This window comes from Streptomyces sp. NPDC079020, from assembly GCF_044542225.1.
Lineage (GTDB): Bacteria > Actinomycetota > Actinomycetes > Streptomycetales > Streptomycetaceae > Streptomyces.
On the sequence record NZ_JBITUB010000003.1, the window covers coordinates 226,864 to 244,650 of the forward strand.

General features: G+C 71.7%; 13 protein-coding genes. 7 read left to right on the forward strand and 6 right to left on the reverse strand.

Features of this window, described 5'->3' with window-relative positions; genetic code table 11:
• Window positions 1–94: 94 nt before the first annotated feature.
• Entirely contained in the window at window positions 95–3,304 is a 3,210-nt protein-coding gene (locus ACIGJO_RS08180; RefSeq protein WP_399953819.1) for a sacsin N-terminal ATP-binding-like domain-containing protein, read from the forward strand.
• A gap of 183 nt (window positions 3,305–3,487) precedes the next feature.
• Window positions 3,488–4,354 (forward strand): DUF5707 domain-containing protein, encoded by an 867-nt coding sequence (locus ACIGJO_RS08185; RefSeq protein ID WP_399953822.1) that lies wholly within the window; start codon window positions 3,488–3,490, stop codon window positions 4,352–4,354.
• Between the two features lie 135 nt (window positions 4,355–4,489).
• Here the strand turns inward: ACIGJO_RS08185 and ACIGJO_RS08190 are convergent, their stop codons facing one another.
• Together ACIGJO_RS08190 and ACIGJO_RS08195 are read right to left on the reverse strand one after the other, a co-directional pair.
• Window positions 4,490–7,003, reverse strand: a complete 2,514-nt coding sequence (locus ACIGJO_RS08190) for an HAD-IC family P-type ATPase (RefSeq protein ID WP_399953824.1) — start codon at window positions 7,001–7,003, stop codon at window positions 4,490–4,492.
• A 217-nt stretch (window positions 7,004–7,220) separates the two neighbouring features.
• Complete coding sequence (locus tag ACIGJO_RS08195) at window positions 7,221–7,529, reverse strand: DUF2530 domain-containing protein (RefSeq protein ID WP_399953827.1); 309 nt, start codon at window positions 7,527–7,529, stop codon at window positions 7,221–7,223.
• Window positions 7,530–7,809: 280 nt separating this feature from the next.
• On the opposite strand from ACIGJO_RS08195, the gene ACIGJO_RS08200 reads away from it, so the two are divergent.
• Window positions 7,810–9,264 carry an NCS2 family permease gene (locus tag ACIGJO_RS08200; protein ID WP_399953830.1) on the forward strand — a complete coding sequence of 485 codons (1,455 nt, stop codon included), beginning with the start codon at window positions 7,810–7,812 and terminating at the stop codon, window positions 9,262–9,264.
• Between the two features lie 28 nt (window positions 9,265–9,292).
• Here ACIGJO_RS08200 and ACIGJO_RS08205 read toward each other — a convergent pair whose 3' ends face one another.
• A complete protein-coding gene (locus tag ACIGJO_RS08205; protein ID WP_266932038.1) occupies window positions 9,293–9,505 on the reverse strand; it encodes a ribbon-helix-helix protein, CopG family in 213 nt (70 codons plus the stop codon).
• Window positions 9,506–9,639: 134 nt separating this feature from the next.
• On the opposite strand from ACIGJO_RS08205, the gene ACIGJO_RS08210 reads away from it, so the two are divergent.
• The 3 genes from ACIGJO_RS08210 to thpR all read left to right on the forward strand — a co-directional run bounded on the left by ACIGJO_RS08210 (window position 9,640) and on the right by thpR (window position 12,386).
• Window positions 9,640–10,080 (forward strand): MarR family winged helix-turn-helix transcriptional regulator, encoded by a 441-nt coding sequence (locus ACIGJO_RS08210; protein ID WP_266932037.1) that lies wholly within the window; start codon window positions 9,640–9,642, stop codon window positions 10,078–10,080.
• 91 nt (window positions 10,081–10,171) lie between these two features.
• A complete protein-coding gene (locus tag ACIGJO_RS08215) occupies window positions 10,172–11,506 on the forward strand; it encodes an MFS transporter (protein WP_329941085.1) in 1,335 nt (444 codons plus the stop codon).
• Between the two features lie 280 nt (window positions 11,507–11,786).
• Window positions 11,787–12,386, forward strand: a complete 600-nt coding sequence (gene thpR, locus ACIGJO_RS08220; RefSeq protein ID WP_399953835.1) for an RNA 2',3'-cyclic phosphodiesterase — start codon at window positions 11,787–11,789, stop codon at window positions 12,384–12,386.
• A 498-nt stretch (window positions 12,387–12,884) separates the two neighbouring features.
• On the opposite strand, the gene ACIGJO_RS08225 is transcribed toward thpR, so the two are convergent.
• Together ACIGJO_RS08225 and pip are read right to left on the reverse strand one after the other, a co-directional pair.
• On the reverse strand, window positions 12,885–13,880 hold the full coding sequence (locus tag ACIGJO_RS08225; protein ID WP_399953838.1) for an aldo/keto reductase: 996 nt from the start codon (window positions 13,878–13,880) through the stop codon (window positions 12,885–12,887).
• A gap of 129 nt (window positions 13,881–14,009) precedes the next feature.
• Window positions 14,010–14,984 carry a prolyl aminopeptidase gene (pip, locus tag ACIGJO_RS08230; RefSeq protein WP_399953840.1) on the reverse strand — a complete coding sequence of 325 codons (975 nt, stop codon included), beginning with the start codon at window positions 14,982–14,984 and terminating at the stop codon, window positions 14,010–14,012.
• 117 nt (window positions 14,985–15,101) lie between these two features.
• Here pip and ACIGJO_RS08235 point away from each other — a divergent pair, with 117 nt between their 5' ends.
• On the forward strand, window positions 15,102–15,596 hold the full coding sequence (locus ACIGJO_RS08235) for a hypothetical protein (RefSeq protein ID WP_399953843.1): 495 nt from the start codon (window positions 15,102–15,104) through the stop codon (window positions 15,594–15,596).
• 4 nt (window positions 15,597–15,600) lie between these two features.
• On the opposite strand, the gene ACIGJO_RS08240 is transcribed toward ACIGJO_RS08235, so the two are convergent.
• Window positions 15,601–17,787, reverse strand: a complete 2,187-nt coding sequence (locus ACIGJO_RS08240) for a serine/threonine-protein kinase (RefSeq protein ID WP_399953846.1) — start codon at window positions 17,785–17,787, stop codon at window positions 15,601–15,603.

Below are 17,787 nucleotides of genomic sequence, written 5' to 3' on the forward strand. Positions count from 1 at the left end.
GCACGCGCATCACGCGCGCACCACGCACCACGCGTCGTGCCCGCCGCGCACAGGTCACGGGTCACCGGAACAGAGCGGAGTCGAGACGTTGAGCATGAATGCGACCGAGGGGGCCGATCCGTTCGGGACGGCACGGCTGCGGCGCGGCGTGCTCGACGCCTGGGGAGCCGGGCCCGCCCGCTTCCGGGAGGACGCCAACGCCGAGGAGGACCTCGCGCTCGGCGGCTACCGTGACCGGCTCGTCGTCGAACTGGCCCAGAACGCCGCCGACGCCGCCGCCCGCGCCCGCGTCCCCGGCCGGCTGCGCCTGACCCTGCACCCGGCGGCCCAGGACGGCCCGGACGGCCGCGCCGTCCTCGCCGCCGCGAACACCGGCGCCCCGCTGGACGCGACCGGCGTCGAGTCCCTGAGCACCCTGCGCGCCTCCGCCAAGCGCGAGGGGCACGAATCCTCGGTCGGCCGGTTCGGCGTCGGGTTCGCCGCCGTCCTCGCCGTCAGCGACGAACCCGCGCTGATCGGCCGGCACGGCGGCGTCCGCTGGTCGCTGGCGGAGGCCCGCGAGCTGGCCGGAAAGGCGGCCGTCGGCAGCCCCGGGCTCGGTGACGAACTGCGCCGCCGCGACGGCCACGTACCGCTGCTGCGCCTCCCGCTGCCCGCCGAGGGCACCGCACCGGACGGGTACGACACCGTCGTCGTGCTGCCGCTGCGCGACGGCACCGCCGAGGACCTCGTGGGCCGGCTGCTCACCGCCGTGGACGACGCGCTGCTGCTCACCCTCCCCGGTCTCGACGAGATCGTCATCGAAACCCCTGACGGGGCAAGGACGTTGCGGCGCTCCCAGCAGGGCCCGTACACGCACATCGACGACTCCGCGCACGGCACCAACCGCTGGCGCACCGTCTTCCACCACGGCCCGGTCGAGCCCGAGCTGCTCGCCGACCGGCCCGTGGAGGAGCGGCTGCGCCCGCACTGGTCGGTCACCTGGGCGGTGCCCGTCGACGAGCAGGGGGCCCCGCGGCACCCCCGTACCGCCCCCGTCGTCCACGCGCCCACCCCCACCGACGAACCCCTCGGGATCCCCGCGCTGCTGATCGCCTCGCTGCCGCTGGACACCGCCCGCCGCCACCCCGCGCCCGGCCCGCTCACCGACTTCCTGGTGGAGCGCGCCGCTGACGCCTACGCGGAGCTGCTCGCCGAGTGGCAGCCGGTGTCGACGGGCACCGTCGCGCTCGTTCCCGGGCCGCTGGGCAAGGGCGGGCTGGACGGCGCGCTGCGCGGCGCGGTCCTCGCGCGGCTGCCCCGGATCGCGTTCCTGGAGCCTGCCGCCCCCCGCGACCCGGCCGACGGGGCCGACCGGTGGGACGACTGGGAGAAGGCCGACGGAGCGGACGGGCCGGGCCGGACCACCACCGCCCTGCGGCCCATCGAGGCGGAGATCGTCGAGGGCGTCGGCGCCGCGACCGTACGGGTGCTCGCCGAGGTGCTGCCGTGCCTCCTGCCCGCCGGGCTGGAACGCCGCACCGAGCTGCGCACCCTCGGCGTCGCCCGCGTCCCGCTGACCGAGGCCATCGACCGCCTCGCCGGACTGGAGCGCGCACCGGACTGGTGGCGGCGGCTCTACGACAGCCTGACGGGCATCGACCCGGACCGGCTTTCCGGCCTCCCCGTCCCGCTGGCCGGCGGGGCGGACGCTCCCGCGGACCGGGCGCCGCGCACCACCATCGGCCCCCGGCAGGTCCTGCTGCCGCTGCCGGACGCGCTCACCGGCCCGGTGCTCGCCCGGCTGGCCCGGCTCGGGCTGAAGGTCGCCCACCCGGACGCCGCCCATCCGCTCCTGGAGAAGCTGGGCGCCCTGCCCGCCACCCCGCGCGCCGTGCTGACCACCCCGCAGGTGCGGGCCGCCGTCGCCGGTTCGCTGGACGCGGGGGAGATCTGGGACGAGGACGCGCTGGACGGCGACGAGCTGGCGGAGACCGTCCTCACCCTCGTGCGCGACGCGGACCTCGCCCCCGGTGACGAGTCGTGGCTCGGCGCTCTGGCCCTGCCGGACGAGGACGGCGAACCCGCGCCCGCCGGTGAACTGGTGCTGCCCAAGAGCCCGTTCGCCCAGGTGATGCGCGAGGGCGAACTGGCCCTGTGCGACGAGGAACTGGCCGACCGCTGGGGCGAACAGCCGCTCACCGCCTGCGGGGTGCTCGCCACGTTCGCCCTGGTGCGGGCCACCGATGTGGTGCTCGACCCCGATGAACTGGAGCCGCGCGACAGCGACTTCGCCGAACCGGACGACGCCGGGCTGCTCGACGCCGTCGACGTGTGGTGCGAGGACATCCTCGACCAGCTGCCCGACACCCCCGTGCCGCCCGTCGCCACCGAGATCGTCGCCGTCCGCGACCTGGACCTCGTCGACGACGACGCCTGGCCGCAGGCGCTCGCGATGCTCGCCCGCCCGCCGCTGCGCGACGCCCTGACCCAGCCGGTCCGGGTGCTGCTCCCGGACGGCACGACACAGTCCGTGCGCCCGTACACCGCGTGGTGGCTGCGCGACCACCCGGTGCTGGACGGCCGCCGCCCCGCGGGCCTGCGCGCGGCGGGCGGCGACCCGCGGCTCGCCGGGCTGTACGACGCCGTCGACGCGTCCGGGTTCGACGATGCCCAGGTGCTGCGCGCGCTCGGCGTACGCACCTCGGTGGCCGCGCTCCTGGACGAGCCGGGCGGCGCCGCCGAACTGCTGGGGCGGCTGGCGGACGAGGACCGCCCGGTCAGCCCCGTACAGCTGCACGCGCTCTACACGGCACTGGCGGAACTCGACCCGCAGCAGGTGACGTTGCCGGACGAGCTGCGTGCGGTCGTCGACGGCGGGGTACGGGTGGTGGACGCGGCGGACGCGGTGATCGCCGACGCCCCCGACGTACTGCCGCTGACCGGGGGAGTGGCGCTGCTGCCGGTCGCCCCGGCGAGCGCCGCGGAGCTGGCCGAGCTCTTCCAGGTGCGGCGGCTCGGCGAGAGCGTCGAGGCCGAGGTGACGAGCGAGGGCGAGGAGCACCGCGTACCCGAATCGGTCCGGGTGCTGCTCGGTGCCGGGACCCCGGACTCGTATGTCGAGCACGCCGAACTGCGCGCGGGCGGCGTCGAGCTGGACTGGCGCCGTACCCCGGACGGGGTGGTGCACGCCGCCACGCTGGAGGGCGTCGCGGCGGGGCTGGCCTGGGCGGCCGGGCAGTGGCCGCGCCGCTTCGAGGTGGCGGCGCTGCTGGAGGATCCCTCGCGTACGGAGGAGCTGGCGCGGGACCGCTGGTTCGACTGAGCCGGGCGCGGGGCGGCGGATCCATGTGACTGTGCGACTTTCACAGAAAGGTCATGGGTTCGTACAACCATTCACACGCACAGGAGGTCTGGTCTGTCGAGTCATCTGACTCGCAGACCAGACGGGTGGTCCCACCGGGTGAACGCGAGACCGTGGGCCCCCTGCTCCACACTTGGGGAACGCATGCGCATTCGTGCCACTGTTGCCGTAGCTACCGGCGCCCTGGCTCTGTCCGCTCTCACCATTCCGGCCGCGCAGGCAGCGCAGGCCGACGACGGTCGCTCGTGGTCCCACGACTACAAGTTCTCGGCGCCGAAGGGCTCCGACACGGCGAAGGCGCCCCTCGGGGCGCGGGCAGCCGCGGCCGACACCTTCAAGGTGACCAAGATTGTCGCCAACGGCGGCAAGCCGATCGTGGTCGGCACCAAGTCGAAGAAGAAGATCTCCATCTCGGTCACCGCCACCGACACCGCGGGTGTCGGCGGCGTCGCCGCGTTCATCTGGGTCGGCAAGAACATCGACGACAAGGACAGCTTCGGCTTCGGCCCGCAGGAGGGCGGCGTCACGTGCAAGGCGGTCAACGCGACCACCTCCACCTGCACGTCGGCCATCACGGTCGACCCGACCTGGCTGATCAACGCCGATGCCCGCAACTGGCACGTCGGTGTCTCCGGCGTGGACAACAACGGTGAGGAGTACGACCACGACTCCCTCGCCTGGGTCAAGATGCAGCGGTTCTCCAAGCTGACGGTCAACGCGTCGCCGGAGCCCGTGAAGAAGGGCAAGACCATCACGGTCACCGGCAAGCTGTCCCGTGCGAACTGGGAGACCAGCACGTACAAGGGCTACAGCAACCAGTCCGTGAAGCTCCAGTTCCGCAAGAAGAACAGCAGCACCTACACGACGATCAAGACGATCAAGTCGAGCTCCACGGGCGCGCTGAAGACCACGGTCAAGGCCTCGGCCGACGGCCACTGGCGCTACAGCTTCGCCGGCACCTCCACCACCCCGGCCGTCTCGGCCGGCGGCGACTACCTCGACGTGAAGTAGTCACCGCACCGGGCCACTCCCGCAGTGGCCCGGGGTGCCCCACCGGGCACCGCCCGCTTCACCCGCTTCACGCGCCGAGGCACCCCGCACCGTCCAGGTGCGGGGTGCCTCGCGTTGTCCGCCGGCGGACGGCCTCTACGCCCCGAAGCGCCGGCCCACCCAGCGCCAGGTGAACTCCAGGGCCACCGCGCCCGCCGCCGCGATCCCCACGGCCGCCCACGGCATGGTCGTCCCCACGAGCTTCAGGGCGAAGAAGTCCTGGAGCCACGGCACCACCAGCACGATCAGGAACCCCAGCCCCATCGCCGCGACCAGGCAGACACGCCACCAGGTGTACGGGCGGGCGATGATCGCCAGCACCCACATCGAGACCAGGAACAGCGTGAGCGTCGCCGCGCTCGTCTCGGCGTCCAGGGCGTCCGCACCCGAGTAGTGGTGCCGGGCCAGCAGATAGGTGGTGAAGGTGGCCGCCGCCGCGATCACGCCGGACGGGATCGCGTACCGCATGACCCGGCGGACGAAGTGCGGCTGGGCCCGCTCCTTGTTCGGCGCCAGTGCCAGGAAGAACGCCGGTACGCCGATCGTCAGCGTCGACAGCAGCGTCAGGTGCCGCGGCAGGAACGGGTACTCCACCTGGGAGCAGACCACCAGGACCGCCAGCAGCACCGAGTACACGGTCTTCGTCAGGAAGAGCGTGGCGACCCGGGTGATGTTTCCGATCACCCGGCGGCCCTCGGCGACCACGGACGGCAGCGTCGCGAAGCTGTTGTTCAGGAGCACGATCTGCGCCACGGCGCGGGTCGCCTCGGAGCCCGAGCCCATCGAGACCCCGATGTCGGCGTCCTTCAGGGCCAGCACGTCGTTGACGCCGTCACCGGTCATCGCGACCGTGTGGCCGCGCGACTGGAGGGCGGCGACCATGTCCCGCTTCTGCTGCGGGGTGACCCGGCCGAAGACCGCGTTCTCCTCCATGGCCGTGGCCATCTCGTCCGGGTCGGTCGGCATCCGGCGCGCGTCCAGGGTGTTCTCGGCGCCCGCGAGACCGAGCTTCCCCGCGACCGCGCCGACCGAGACCGCGTTGTCGCCCGAGATGACCTTCGTGGCGACGCGCTGGTCGGCGAAGTAGGCCAGGGTCTCCGCGGCGTCCGGCCGCAGCCGCTGCTCCAGGACGATCAGCGCGGTGGGTACGGCCCCGTCGGCGACACCGGGCGCGTCGAGTGCGCCGGGCGCGCGGGCCAGCAGCAGGACCCGCAGGCCCTGTTCGTTGAGGTGCTCGATCTCGGTGAGCGCCGGGTCCTGGTCGGACAGCAGCACATCGGGGGCGCCGAGCAGCCAGGAGGATTTCCGGCCGCTCTCTGCGCCGTTCCCGCCGCTGTTCCCCCCGTCCCCGCCGCCGTCACCGGCGCTCTCGTCGAAGGCCGCCCCGCTGTACTTGCGGGCCGAGGAGAACGGCAGCGAGTCCGTCACCCGCCACCGCCCGTCGTCCGGACAGGCGTCGACGATGGCCCGGAGGCTGGCGTTGGGCCGGGGGTCGGAGGAGCCGAAGGCGCCCAGGACCCGCTTCACGTACGCCTCGTCCGAGCCGCTCAGCGGGCGTACCTCGGTGACGTCCATGCCGCCCTCGGTGAGGGTGCCGGTCTTGTCCAGGCAGACGACGTCGACCCGGGCCAGCCCCTCGATGGCGGGCAGCTCCTGCACCAGGCACTGCTTGCGGCCGAGCCGTACGACACCGATCGCGAAGGCGACCGAGGTGAGCAGCACCAGCCCCTCGGGGATCATCGGGACGATGCCGCCGACGGTCCGCGCGACGGAGTCCTTGACGTTGTTGTCCTTGACGACGAGCTGGCTGATGATCAGGCCGATCGCGGTCGGCACCATCATCCAGGTCACGTACTTCAGGATGGTGCTGATGCCGGTGCGCAGCTCGGAGTGGACGAGGGTGAAGCGGGAGGCCTCCTCGGCCAGCTGAGCGGCGTACGCCTCGCGGCCGACCTTGGTGGCGGTGAACGCGCCGCCGCCCGCGACGACGAAGCTGCCGGACATCACCGGGTCGCCGTACCGCTTGATCACCGGGTCGGCCTCGCCGGTGAGCAGCGACTCGTCGATCTCCAGGCTGTCGGCCTCGGCGACCGTGCCGTCCACGACGACCTTGTCCCCGGGACCCAGTTCGATCAGGTCGCCGAGGACGATCTCGGAGGTGGAGATCTCGGCGGCGGTTCCGTCGCGCCGCACGGTCGGTTTCGCCTCGCCGATGACCGCGAGGCTGTCCAGGGTCTTCTTGGCGCGCCATTCCTGGATGATGCCGATGCCGGTGTTGGCGATGATCACGAAGCCGAAGAGGCTGTCCTGGATCGGCGCGACGAACATCATGATCACCCAGAGCACGCCGATGATCAGGTTGAACCGGGTGAAGACGTTGGCGCGGACGATCTCGGTGAGGGAGCGCGAGGAGCGCACCGGGACGTCGTTGATCTCGCCGCGGGCGACCCGTTCGGCGACCTCGGCGGTCGTGAGACCACCGATGTGCCGGGCCGTCGGCGGTGGCTTCATCGGATGTACGGGATCGAGTTCGGCTCCGGCGTCGATCAAGGCCGGCCGGGGGTGCCCCGGAGTCTGCTCCCCGGAGGAGTCGAGTGCCCGCTGTGTCATGGTTCAGACGGTACGGGGGGACCCGCCGGATTACCCGCTGGGGGTCTGAAGATCAGACCAGCGGAGGATGAAGTGTGTCCCTCGGTCGTACGGGAAGGCCCTTAGGCGGTACGCGAGGGCCCTGCGGCGGTGCGAAAAGGCTCTCGGCCGTGCGGGAAGGGCCGTGCAGAAGGCGCGGGGGGTCAGGAGACGGCCCCGCGAAGAAGGCGCGGGGCGGTCAGGAGACGGCGGTGCTGCCCGTGGCGCCGCCGGGGGGCGTCGCCGTTCCGGCCTTCGCCTCGGCCTCCGCGTGCCGCTTGAGCGCGGCATCGCGCCCCCGTACGTACCAGATGCCGATCAGCCCGAGTCCGGCTCCGGCCAGCGGGGTCCACACCCACCAGGTGTGACCGTGGTCGGCGAACCAGCCGTAGAAGGGGAGCTGCGCGAGGAAGAGGACGAACCAGAGGATCGTGCCGCCCGTGATGGTGGCGACGACGGGACCCTCCAGGGGCTCGGGCGCCTCGTGCTTCGGTGTCCACTTCTCCATGAGTTCAGTGTATGGGCCGCCCGTGTGCCTCCGGGGGACGGGCCGGGAGCCGTGTGCGAGCGGCGTACGCGCCGTGCGAGAGCGGCGCACATTCCGTACGGAGCGGCGTACATAAAGGCCGTCCGGGCAGTCGGGCCAAGGGTCTACGCGCGGAGATAGCGATCTTCGCCTTATGTATTCATACTGAATCTGCTTTCGGCTGGCTCGAATTGTTCGTCTGAAAGTCCAAGGTTGACCACTTTCGGTCCTTGATTCCTCCTACGTACGACTGAGGTCATACATGTCCCCCTCGGCCACCGCTCCGGTCGACTCCGAGCAGCCCCCGGCCCCGCAGCCACACGGCGGCCTGGACCGGTTCTTCAAGATCTCCGAGCGGGGGTCGTCGGTCGCCCGGGAGATCCGCGGCGGGTTCGCCACGTTCTTCGCGATGGCGTACATCATCGTGCTGAACCCGATCATTCTCGGCAGCGCGAAGGACATGTACGGGCACCAGCTCGACGGCGGCCAGCTGGTCACCGCCACGGTGCTGACGGCGGCCTTCTCCACCCTGCTGATGGGTGTCATCGGCAATGTGCCGATCGCGCTGGCCGCGGGCCTCGGCGTCAACACCGTCGTCGCGCTCCAGCTCGCCCCCCGGATGAGCTGGCCGGACGCCATGGGCATGGTCGTCCTCGCCGGGTTCGTCGTGATGCTGCTCGTCGCGACCGGGCTGCGGGAACGCGTGATGAACGCCGTACCGACCTCGCTCCGCAAGGGCATCGCGATCGGTATCGGCCTCTTCATCCTGCTGATCGGCCTGGTCGACTCGGGCTTCGTCTCCCGCATCCCGGACGCCGCCCACACCACCGTGCCGCTCCAGCTCGGCGGCGACGGTCACCTCAACGGCTGGCCGGTCCTGGTCTTCGTCCTCGGTGCGCTGCTCACCCTCGCGCTGATCGTCCGCAAGGTGCCGGGCGCGATCCTGATCTCCATCGTCACCATGACGGTCGTCGCGCTGGTCATCGACGCCGTCGCCGATCTGCCGGGCCAGGCCTGGGGGCTCACCGTTCCCGAGTGGCCGGGCAACCCGGTCGCCACGCCCGACTTCGGGCTGATCGGTGAGGTCAGTCTGTTCGGCGGCTTCGAGAAGGTCGGCATCCTGACCGGCGTCCTCTTCGTCTTCACCGTGCTGCTGTCCTGCTTCTTCGACGCGATGGGCACCATCCTCGGTGTCGGCGACGAGGCGAAGCTGACGGACAAGGACGGCAACTTCCCCGGCATCAACAAGGTGCTGTTCGTCGACGGCATCGCGGTGGCCGCGGGCGGTGCGAGCTCCTCGTCCGCCTCGACCTGCTTCGTGGAGTCCACGGCGGGTGTCGGTGAGGGGGCCCGCACCGGTTTCGCGAGTGTGGTGACCGGTCTGCTCTTCACGGTGGCGCTGTTCCTGACGCCGCTGGCGACCATGGTGCCCTCGCAGGCGGCCACACCCGCCCTGCTGGCGGTCGGCTTCCTGATCATCGCGGGCTCGGTGAAGGACATCGACTGGAGCGACTACACGCTCGCCATCCCGGCCTTCCTGGCCATGGTGATGATGCCGTTCACGTACTCGATCACCAACGGCATCGGCATCGGCTTCATCGCCTTCAGCGTGCTGCGGCTGGCGGCCGGCCGCGGCCGTGAGGTCCCGGTGGCCATGTACGTGGTGTCGGCGGTCTTCGTCTTCTACTACGCGATGCCGGCCCTCGGCCTCACCTGACCGTCGCCCCTGCCCTTCCCCGGGCCGCTCAGGTGACCCGGTCCGCCGGGTCCACCCGGGCCTCGGCCCCGTAGAACTTCTCCGTCTCGTCGACGGCCGCCTTGAAGCGTTCGTCGAAGTCGTCGCGAATGAGCGTCCGGACCACATAGTCCTGGACGCTCATTCCGCGTTTCGCGGCGTGCTGCCGGAGCCGGTCGAGCAGCTCACCGTCTATCCGCAGGCTGAGCACTGTCGATCCCATGGCAAGCAGGGTTGCCGCCCGGGCGCGCTTTCTGTGTCACTTTCCGCTTCCGAATCACTCGTTCGGGTGAGCAAGTTCTCGCGCGTGTACCATCGAGTGGTATTTAGGGCGGCTAATGAGTTACGCTAACAAACATGCCTGACCTGATCCACGACGGCGACAGTGCCGCCGCCGTGAGCTCCCTTCGCTCCGCCGTGATGCTGCTGAGCCGACGACTGAAGCACCAGCGCGTCGACGAGTCGCTGAGTCCCACCGAGATGTCGGTGCTCGGCACCCTTGCCCGCTGCGGTTCGGCCACCCCCGGTGAGCTGGCCCGCAAGGAGCATGTGCAGCCCCCGTCGATGACCCGCATCGTTGCCCTGCTCGAAGCCAAGGGACTGGTCCGGCTCGAACCGCACCCCGATGACCGTCGGCAGAAGATGGTCAGCCAGACCGAGCAGGCCGAGGCCATGCTCCTGGAGAGCCGCACCAAGCGGAACGCCTGGCTGACCACCCTCGCCGAGGGCCTGGACGAGGACGAGTGGGAGACGCTGCGGGCCGCGGCGCCCGTGCTGGAGAAGCTCGCCCACCTGTGACCCCGCGGGCGCCCCGGACCACAGACCGGAGCGCCCGCCGTCACGTCCCCGTCAGACAGCGAGCCGTCTACGCCCGAGGAGGCGAACCCCTTTGAGTACGGGATCCGGAGCAGACTCCGCCCCCGCACCGACTTCCACCCACGAGAGCAAGACCGGCGGGACCTTCTCGTCGCTGAAGATCCGTAACTACCGCCTGTTCGCCACGGGCGCCGTGATCTCCAACACCGGTACCTGGATGTCCCGCATCACGCAGGACTGGCTCGTCCTGAGCCTCACGGGTTCCGCCACCGCCGTCGGTATCACGACGGCGCTGCAGTTCCTCCCCATGCTTCTCTTCGGCCTGTACGGCGGCGTCATCGCCGACCGCCTCCCGAAGAGGCAGATCCTGCTCGTCAGCCAGGCCATGCTCGGTCTCTGCGGTATCGCCCTCGCCGTTCTGACGCTCTCCGGCGCCATCGAGGTCTGGCACGTCTACCTGATCGCCTTCCTGCTCGGCATGGTCACGGTCGTGGACAACCCGGCCCGCCAGTCGTTCGTCTCCGAGATGGTCGGCCCGGCGCAGCTGCGCAACGCGGTCAGCCTCAACTCGGCGAACTTCCAGTCCGCCCGGCTCATCGGCCCCGCCGTCGCGGGTGTCCTGATCACCACCGTCGGCAGCGGCTGGGCGTTCATGTTCAACGGCCTGTCGTTCCTCGCGCCGCTCATCGGCCTGATGATGATGCGCACGGACGAGATGCACGCCTCGGTCACCGTTCCCCGCGCCAAGGGCCAGCTGCGCGAGGGGCTGCGCTATGTCTCCGGCCGCCCGGAACTGATCTGGCCGATAGTGCTGGTCGGATTCGTCGGCACGTTCGGCTTCAACTTCCCGATCTGGCTGACCGCCTTCGCGGACGAGATCTTCCACGGCGGTGCCGGGATGTACTCGTTCTTCAACATCCTGATGGCGGCCGGTTCCCTCGCCGGAGCCCTGCTCGCCGCGCGCCGCCGCTCCACCAGGCTGCGGATGCTGGTGGCCGCGGGTACGGCCTTCGGCCTGCTGGAGATCGCGGCGGCCCTGTCGCCGTCGGTGTGGCTCTTCGCGATCCTGCTGGTCCCGATCGGCATGATCGGCCTGACGACCAACATCACCGCGAACACCAGCGTCCAGATGGCCGCCGACCCCGAGATGCGGGGCCGGGTGATGAGCCTCTACATGATGGTCTTCGCCGGGGGTACGCCGGTGGGCGCCCCGATCGTCGGCTGGATCAGCGACACCTACGGCGCCCGCACCGGCTTCGCGGCCGGCGGTGTGATCTCGATGGTCGCCGCCCTGGCGGTCGGCTTCATGCTGGCCCGCGTCGGCGGTCTCCGCCTCAAGGTCGACCTCCGCGCCGGCCGACCGCACGTACGGTTCGTCCCGCGTGAGCAACTGGCGACCGCCGCGTGAGCCGGAACGCCTGAGGCACCGCGACCGCTCATCTCCCCGCACACGCCGACCGCCGCGACACCGGCGCACCGGCACCCGCGGGGAGGTGGGCGGTCGCGTGTCCGGTGCGGGTGCCGCCGACGGCACCCGCCCGGCGCCGTCGAAGCCGCTGATCAGCACCCTGGGGTACGCCCCGCCCCTCGGCCCGGAGCGGAGTGGCAGCGGCCGGTGTACGGACCGACGACCGGATGGACGGGGATCCGGGCCCCCGGACCCGCCGGGAGCTGGGAGACTCGCGCGCATGAGCAGCAGGGACAGCGGGAACAGCGGGAACACCGTCAGACTCTTCGCGGCCGTTCTGCCGCCCGGACCGGCCGTCGAGGAGCTGCGCCGGGCCGTGGCCCCGCTCCACGAGCTGCCCGGCGGGCGGACCCTGCGCTGGACGGCGCCGGCCGGCTGGCACTACACGCTGGCGTTCCTCGGCGAGGTGGACGAGGCCGTGCTGCCCGAGCTGTACGCGCGGATGGAGCGGGCCGCGCACCGCACCGAGCCCTTCCCCCTGCGCGTACACGGCTGCGGGCGCTTCGACGGGCGGGCGCTGTGGGCCGGGGCGGCGGGCGGGCTCGACACCATGCGGCTGCTCGCCGAGCGCGCCGACGCCGCCGCCCGCCGGGCCGGGCTGCCGATGGAGGAGCACCGCCGCTACGCCCCGCACCTCACCCTGGCCCGCAGCCGGACCCCGGCCGACCTGACCCCGTTCACCGCCGCGCTCGACGGTTTCGAGGGGCTGCGCTGGGAGGCCGGTGAGCTGAGTCTCGTACGGAGCGACCTGCCCGTGGACGGGGTGCCCGGGGAACAGCCGCGCTACGAGGTGGCGCGAGCCTGGCCGCTCGGACGGTGAGCGGTGCGGTTAGGCTCGGAGGGTGGATCCGAAGACCAGAAACCGCATCATGGCCGCCGCACTCGTGCTGATGTTCGCCGTTGTCGCCGTGGCGGCCGCCCTCGGCGGATGAGGCCGGGCGGCCACCCGACACCTGTTGTGGCGACCCGGTGAGGGAACCCACCGCCGCGTTTGCCGCCCTGGTCCCCGTCGCGCTCGACGCCCTCGGCGTTGCCGGACCGCCCGGGCATCTCGGCGGCCGCAAGGACGCGAACGTGTGACGGGCGGGTGCCTGGACCGTCAAGACCGCCGTGCCCGTGCCTGCGGGTACCCCGGGCACGAGACCGCCGCGTACGGACTGCTCCGGCGCCAGGGCCGCCACCCCGGCGCCCGGCACGGCGACGGGGCGGGCGGCCGGTGGCTTGCCGTGCCCTGGACCGACGGCTCCAGCGTGTGGGAGGTCTTCGCCCTGGCCGGGATCAGCCGGCTGTTCCGTCCGGCCGGATCCCGGCCGACCCGCTACCAGGCGAAGTTCTCCGGCGATGGGCCGGGGCCGGGGAAGATCTCCTCCAGCGACGACAGCACCTCGTCCGAGAGCTCCAGCTCGACCGCGCGCAGCGCCGAGTCGAGCTGTTCGCGCGTGCGCGGGCCCGAGATCGGCCCGGTGATGCCCGGCCGGGTCAGCAGCCAGGCGAGACCCACCTCGCCGGGCTCCAGGCCGTGCTTGTCGAGCAGGTCCTCGTACGCCTGGATCTGCGCCCGGACCTTCGGGTCGGCGAGCGCGTCGCCGGAACGGCCCGAGGTGGACCGGGCGCCGCCGCCCTCGCGCTCCTTGCGGATCGCGCCGCCGAGGAGTCCGCCGTGCAGCGGTGACCACGGGATGACCCCGAGGCCGTACTCCTGGGAGGCCGGGATGACCTCCATCTCGGCGCCGCGCTCCATCAGGTTGTAGATGCACTGCTCGCTGACCAGGCCGTAGCCGCCCCGCTGCCGGGCCCTCTCGTTGGCCTGGGCGATCTTGTAGCCAGAGAAGTTGGACGAGCCCGCGTAGAGGATCTTGCCCTGCTGGATCAGTACGTCGATGGCCTGCCAGATCTCCTCGATCGGAGTGGACCGGTCGACGTGGTGGAACTGGTACAGGTCGATGTGGTCGGTCTGGAGCCGCTGGAGGCTGGCGTCCACGGCCCGCCGGATGTTGAGGGCGGAGAGCTTGTCGTGGTTCGGCCACGCCTCGCCGTCCAGGCCCATGTTGCCGTAGACCTTGGTGGCGAGGACGACCTTGTCGCGACGGTCGCCGCCCTGGGCGAACCAGGTGCCGAGGATCTCCTCGGTGCGCCCCTTGTTCTCGCCCCAGCCATAGACATTGGCGGTGTCGAAGAAATTCAGACCCGCGTCCAGCGCGGCGTCCATGATGGCGTGGCTGTCCGGCTCGTTCGTCTGGGGGCCGAAGTTCATCGTCCCGAGGACGAGTCGGCTGACCTTGAGTCCGGTGCGTCCGAGCTGCGTGTACTTCATGACTCCCAAGCCAACGCCTTCGAGCGCGCTCGAAGCAAGGGGACCCGCGCCACGTACTCCATGCGCCCCGGACTCCTCTCGCCCCGGACTCCCCGCGCCCCGGACCCTCGCGCCCGGGACGGACGCCGGCTACCCGCGCCCGGCGAAGCGGTCCAGTGCGGCGAGCACCGCCCTGCTGGTCTCGGTCCCGCCCAGATGCCCCGCACCGTCGATCACCGTCAGCTCGGCGTCCGGCCACGCCTTGGCCAGCTCCCAGGCGGTGGTCAGCGGTCCGCCCAGGTCGAACCTGCCGTGCACCAGCACCCCGTCGATCCCGGCCAGCCGGCCCGCGTCCCGGATCAGCTGCCCCTCCTCCAGCCAGGCGCCGTGGGAGAAGTAGTGCGAGCAGATCCGGACCAGCGCCTGCTGTACGTGGCCGGGCCTGCCGCTGTACGGGGCGGGCCCCGTGTACGCCTCCTGCGACAGCACCGCGTCCTCCCACGCGCACCAGTCGGCCGTCGCCCGTTCCCGTACCGCCGCGTCCGGGCTCTCCATCCGCCGGGCGTACGCGGCGACCAGGTCCGTGGGGCCCGCCGCCTCCGGCACGCCCGCCCGGAACAGGTCCCAGGCCTCCGGGAAGATCTGCCCCGCGCCCCGGTACAGCCAGTCGATCTCGCTGCGCCGGGTCGTGGTGACCGCCGGGATCACGATCTCCGAGACCCGCTCCGGGTGCTGCTCGGCGTACGCGAGGATCAGCGTGGAGCCCCAGGAACCCCCGTACAACAGCCAGGTGTCGATGGACAGATGGGCGCGCAGCCGCTCCATGTCGGCGATCAGATGGTGCGTGGTGTTGTGCCGCATGTCGGCGGCCGGGTCGCTCGCGTGCGGGGTGGAGCGGCCGCAGTTGCGCTGGTCGAAGAGCACGACGCGGTACCGCTCGGGGTCGAAGTACTGCCGGGGCCGCTCGGCGCACCCGGAGCCCGGACCGCCGTGGACGACGAGCGCGGGCTTGCCGTGCGGGTTGCCGCAGACCTCCCAGTACACGAGGTTTCCGTCGCCCACGTCGAGCATGCCTCGCTCGTACGGCTCGACCGGCGGGTACTTCTCGTCCGGAGCGCGGACCATGGCGGCTTCCTCTCGGGGAACGGGACGGCGGGGACATCGAGTTGGGGGAGACGAAGGGGACACGCTACGCGGGTGCCGAGCCGTTCCGCGACCGCGCCGCCGCGTAGCCTGGTCGGCGTGAACGCGACCCCCCAGGTCCTGACCGTACTGAACGATCTGCTCTCCGCGGCCGCGCCGGACGCCCGCGGCGCCCTGTGGCAACTGGCCGAACCAGGACGTGAGCTGGACGCCAACCTGGTGCGCCTGCCGCCGGACGCCGGGGTCGGGGAGCACCGGGAGGACGTCCTGGACGTGCTCCTGGTCGTCCTCGCGGGCAGCGGCTGGGTCGTCACCGGGCCGGAGGAGTCCCTGCCGCTGACCCCGAGCACCGTCACCTGGCTGCCCCGCACCTCCCGCCGCGCCCTCGCGGCGGGTCCGGAGGGCCTGACCTACCTCACCGTCCACCGCCGCCGTCCCGGCCTGACGATCAAGCCCCCGCCGGCCGCGTACGAGGGCGAGGGCGGCGAGGCCCCCTGTCTGCTGGACCGGGTCTGCCCGGAGTGCGGGCGGCTGTCGGCCGAGTCCGCACCCGTGTTCTGCGGCGCGTGCGGGGAGCGGTTCCCCGGGAGGTGACGGGTCAGGGGGCGGTGCACTCGTCCAGGTCCGGGCGGCCGGGCGGGTTCCCGCCGCCCATCAGGGGTGACAGGTTGTCCATGTACAGGTCGTCCCAGACCTTGCTGTTCAGGATGTCCTTCAGCGCGGTGCACACCTCGCCCTTCAGGAGCGGGGTCTTGGGCCGCATGGCCACGCCGTAGCCCTCCGCGCCGTCGATGGGCTCCAGCTGCCGCACCTTGCCCAGGTTGTCCGTGACGTATCCGGCGAGAATGACGTCGTCCGAAGCCACCGCGTAGACCTCGGACGTCTTGTCCAGGAGCCTGTCCAGGCAGTCCTGGTAGGTGTTGGGCTGGTCCTTCGCCATGGTGAAGCCCTTCTTGGGAAGCTCCTTCTCGTACGTCGAGTCCCGGGCGGTACACACTTCGACCTTGAGTTTCCGCAGGTCGCTGGTGTCGCGGATGTCGTACTTGGCCGACTTCTCGCGCACCAGGAACCCCCGGCTCGCCTCGTAGTACGGACCGGCGAAGTCGACGCTGTATCCCCCCGGCGACGCGGTCTTCCGCTCGGGCGTGATGCTGTACGAGGCGATGACCAGGTCGACCTTCTTGGTCTTCAGTGCCGTGCTGCGATAGTCGGTGGCGACGGGGATGAAGTCGACCTCGTCCGGTGTGTAGCCCATGCGATCGGCGAGCTCGTAGGACAGGTCGATGTCGTACCCCGCGTAGGACTTGCTCTTCTTGTCGTACTTGCTCAGACCGGGCTGGTCGTCCTTGACGCCGACCTTCAGCCTGGGGTGGCCGTCCTTCCACGTGGGCTGCTTGCCGTTCCGGACCGGTGCGGCGGTCCCCCCACGCTTGTCGTCCGGCTTCGAGCCGCCCTTGGTGACGAGCCAGCCGGCGGTGGCCAGCAGCGCGACGCACACGGCCGCCGTGGACACCTTCAGCCACGTCCGGCGCTTCCCGCCGGCCGCCGGACGGGTGGCGGGTGCGGGGGTGACGGGGGGCGGGGGTACGGCGGCCTGCGGGTCCGGCGAGGGGGTGGCGGCGGGCCGGGCGGACGCGGGGGCGGATTCGGGACCGGGCACGGGTGCGGGGCCGAACGCGGGCGCGGGACTGGGTACGGACGCGGCCGTGGGGGTGGGCACGGGTGCGGGCGGGCGGCCGGCGCCGGCGGCCGGGTCCGCCGCCGGTGGCGGGGGGTTCGCGGGGTCCGGAGTGGGCTGCGGGCCGGAGTTCGGCGTGGCGGGTGCCCCGAGGACGTTCCGGAGCATCTCTTCCGCCCCGGCGGCGCCCAGGCGGCGTTGCGGGTCCGTGGTCAGCAGCCCCTGGATGACCGGCACCAGGGGCCCGGCGTAACGGAAGGCGGGCGCCGGGGAGTTCCTGATCTGCTCCTGGACCTCCCAGACCTCGTTGCCGCCGAAGGGCGCGTGTCCCTCGACCATCGCGTACAGCGTGATCCCCAGCGCCCACAGGTCGGATGCGGGCGTGGGCCCGGGGGCCCCGGGGGCGAACAGCTCGGGGGCCAGGTACGGGGGTGTGCCGAGGACGCCGCCGTGCTGGGTCACCTGCGCGCCGCCGTCGAACTTGGCGATGCCGAAGTCCACCAGGATCACGAGCCCGTCGTCGCGGACGAGCACATTGCCCGGCTTCACGTCGCGGTGGACGACCGACGCGCCGTGCACCGCCCGCAGCCCCTGGAGGATCTGCCGGCCGATGTCGGCCGCCCTCGGCACGGCGAGCACCTTCTCGCTGCTCAGCAGATCGGCCAGCGACCTGGCTTCGAGCAGCTTCATCACGATCCAGACCTGGTTGTCGGTCTCGACCTGGTCGTGGACCGTCACCACGTTCTCGTGCTCGATCTTGGCGATCGCCTCGGCCTCGCGGCGCGCCCTCTGCATCGCCTCGGACTGCGTGGCGGCGGTCATGGCGTTCCGGTCGAGCAGCCCCTTCACCGCGACGAAGCGGCGGAGCCGTCTGTCGTACGCCTTCCAGACCTCGCCCATGCCGCCGCTGCCGATCGGCGACAGCAGCTCGTAGCGGCCGTCGATCACCGTGCTGGTGACGGGAGGTTCAGCCCGTGGTGGAGTCTGCGGCCATTCCTGCGGCGCTCGGGCGTCGGCGCGCTGGACGTCGCCGGCCGCCCAGCGGTCGTCGGGACCACCGGCAGCCCCGTCGCCCGCTCTGTCGTCAGCCATATCTCTGTTGTGCAT

Bases quoted from the DNA above. Each gene is read 5' to 3' on its own strand.
- pip (WP_399953840.1), bottom strand. From the start codon at position 14,984: ATGGTCCGCGCTCCGGACGAGAAGTACCCGCCGGTCGAGCCGTACGAG.
- ACIGJO_RS08225 (WP_399953838.1), bottom strand. From the start codon at position 13,880: ATGAAGTACACGCAGCTCGGACGCACCGGACTCAAGGTCAGCCGACTC.
- thpR (WP_399953835.1), top strand. From the start codon at position 11,787: ATGAGCAGCAGGGACAGCGGGAACAGCGGGAACACCGTCAGACTCTTC.
- ACIGJO_RS08185 (WP_399953822.1), top strand. From the start codon at position 3,488: ATGCGCATTCGTGCCACTGTTGCCGTAGCTACCGGCGCCCTGGCTCTG.
- ACIGJO_RS08240 (WP_399953846.1), bottom strand. From the start codon at position 17,787: ATGCACAACAGAGATATGGCTGACGACAGAGCGGGCGACGGGGCTGCC.
- ACIGJO_RS08205 (WP_266932038.1), bottom strand. From the start codon at position 9,505: ATGGGATCGACAGTGCTCAGCCTGCGGATAGACGGTGAGCTGCTCGAC.
- ACIGJO_RS08200 (WP_399953830.1), top strand. From the start codon at position 7,810: ATGTCCCCCTCGGCCACCGCTCCGGTCGACTCCGAGCAGCCCCCGGCC.
- ACIGJO_RS08195 (WP_399953827.1), bottom strand. From the start codon at position 7,529: ATGGAGAAGTGGACACCGAAGCACGAGGCGCCCGAGCCCCTGGAGGGT.
- ACIGJO_RS08190 (WP_399953824.1), bottom strand. From the start codon at position 7,003: ATGACACAGCGGGCACTCGACTCCTCCGGGGAGCAGACTCCGGGGCAC.
- ACIGJO_RS08180 (WP_399953819.1), top strand. From the start codon at position 95: ATGAATGCGACCGAGGGGGCCGATCCGTTCGGGACGGCACGGCTGCGG.
- ACIGJO_RS08210 (WP_266932037.1), top strand. From the start codon at position 9,640: ATGCCTGACCTGATCCACGACGGCGACAGTGCCGCCGCCGTGAGCTCC.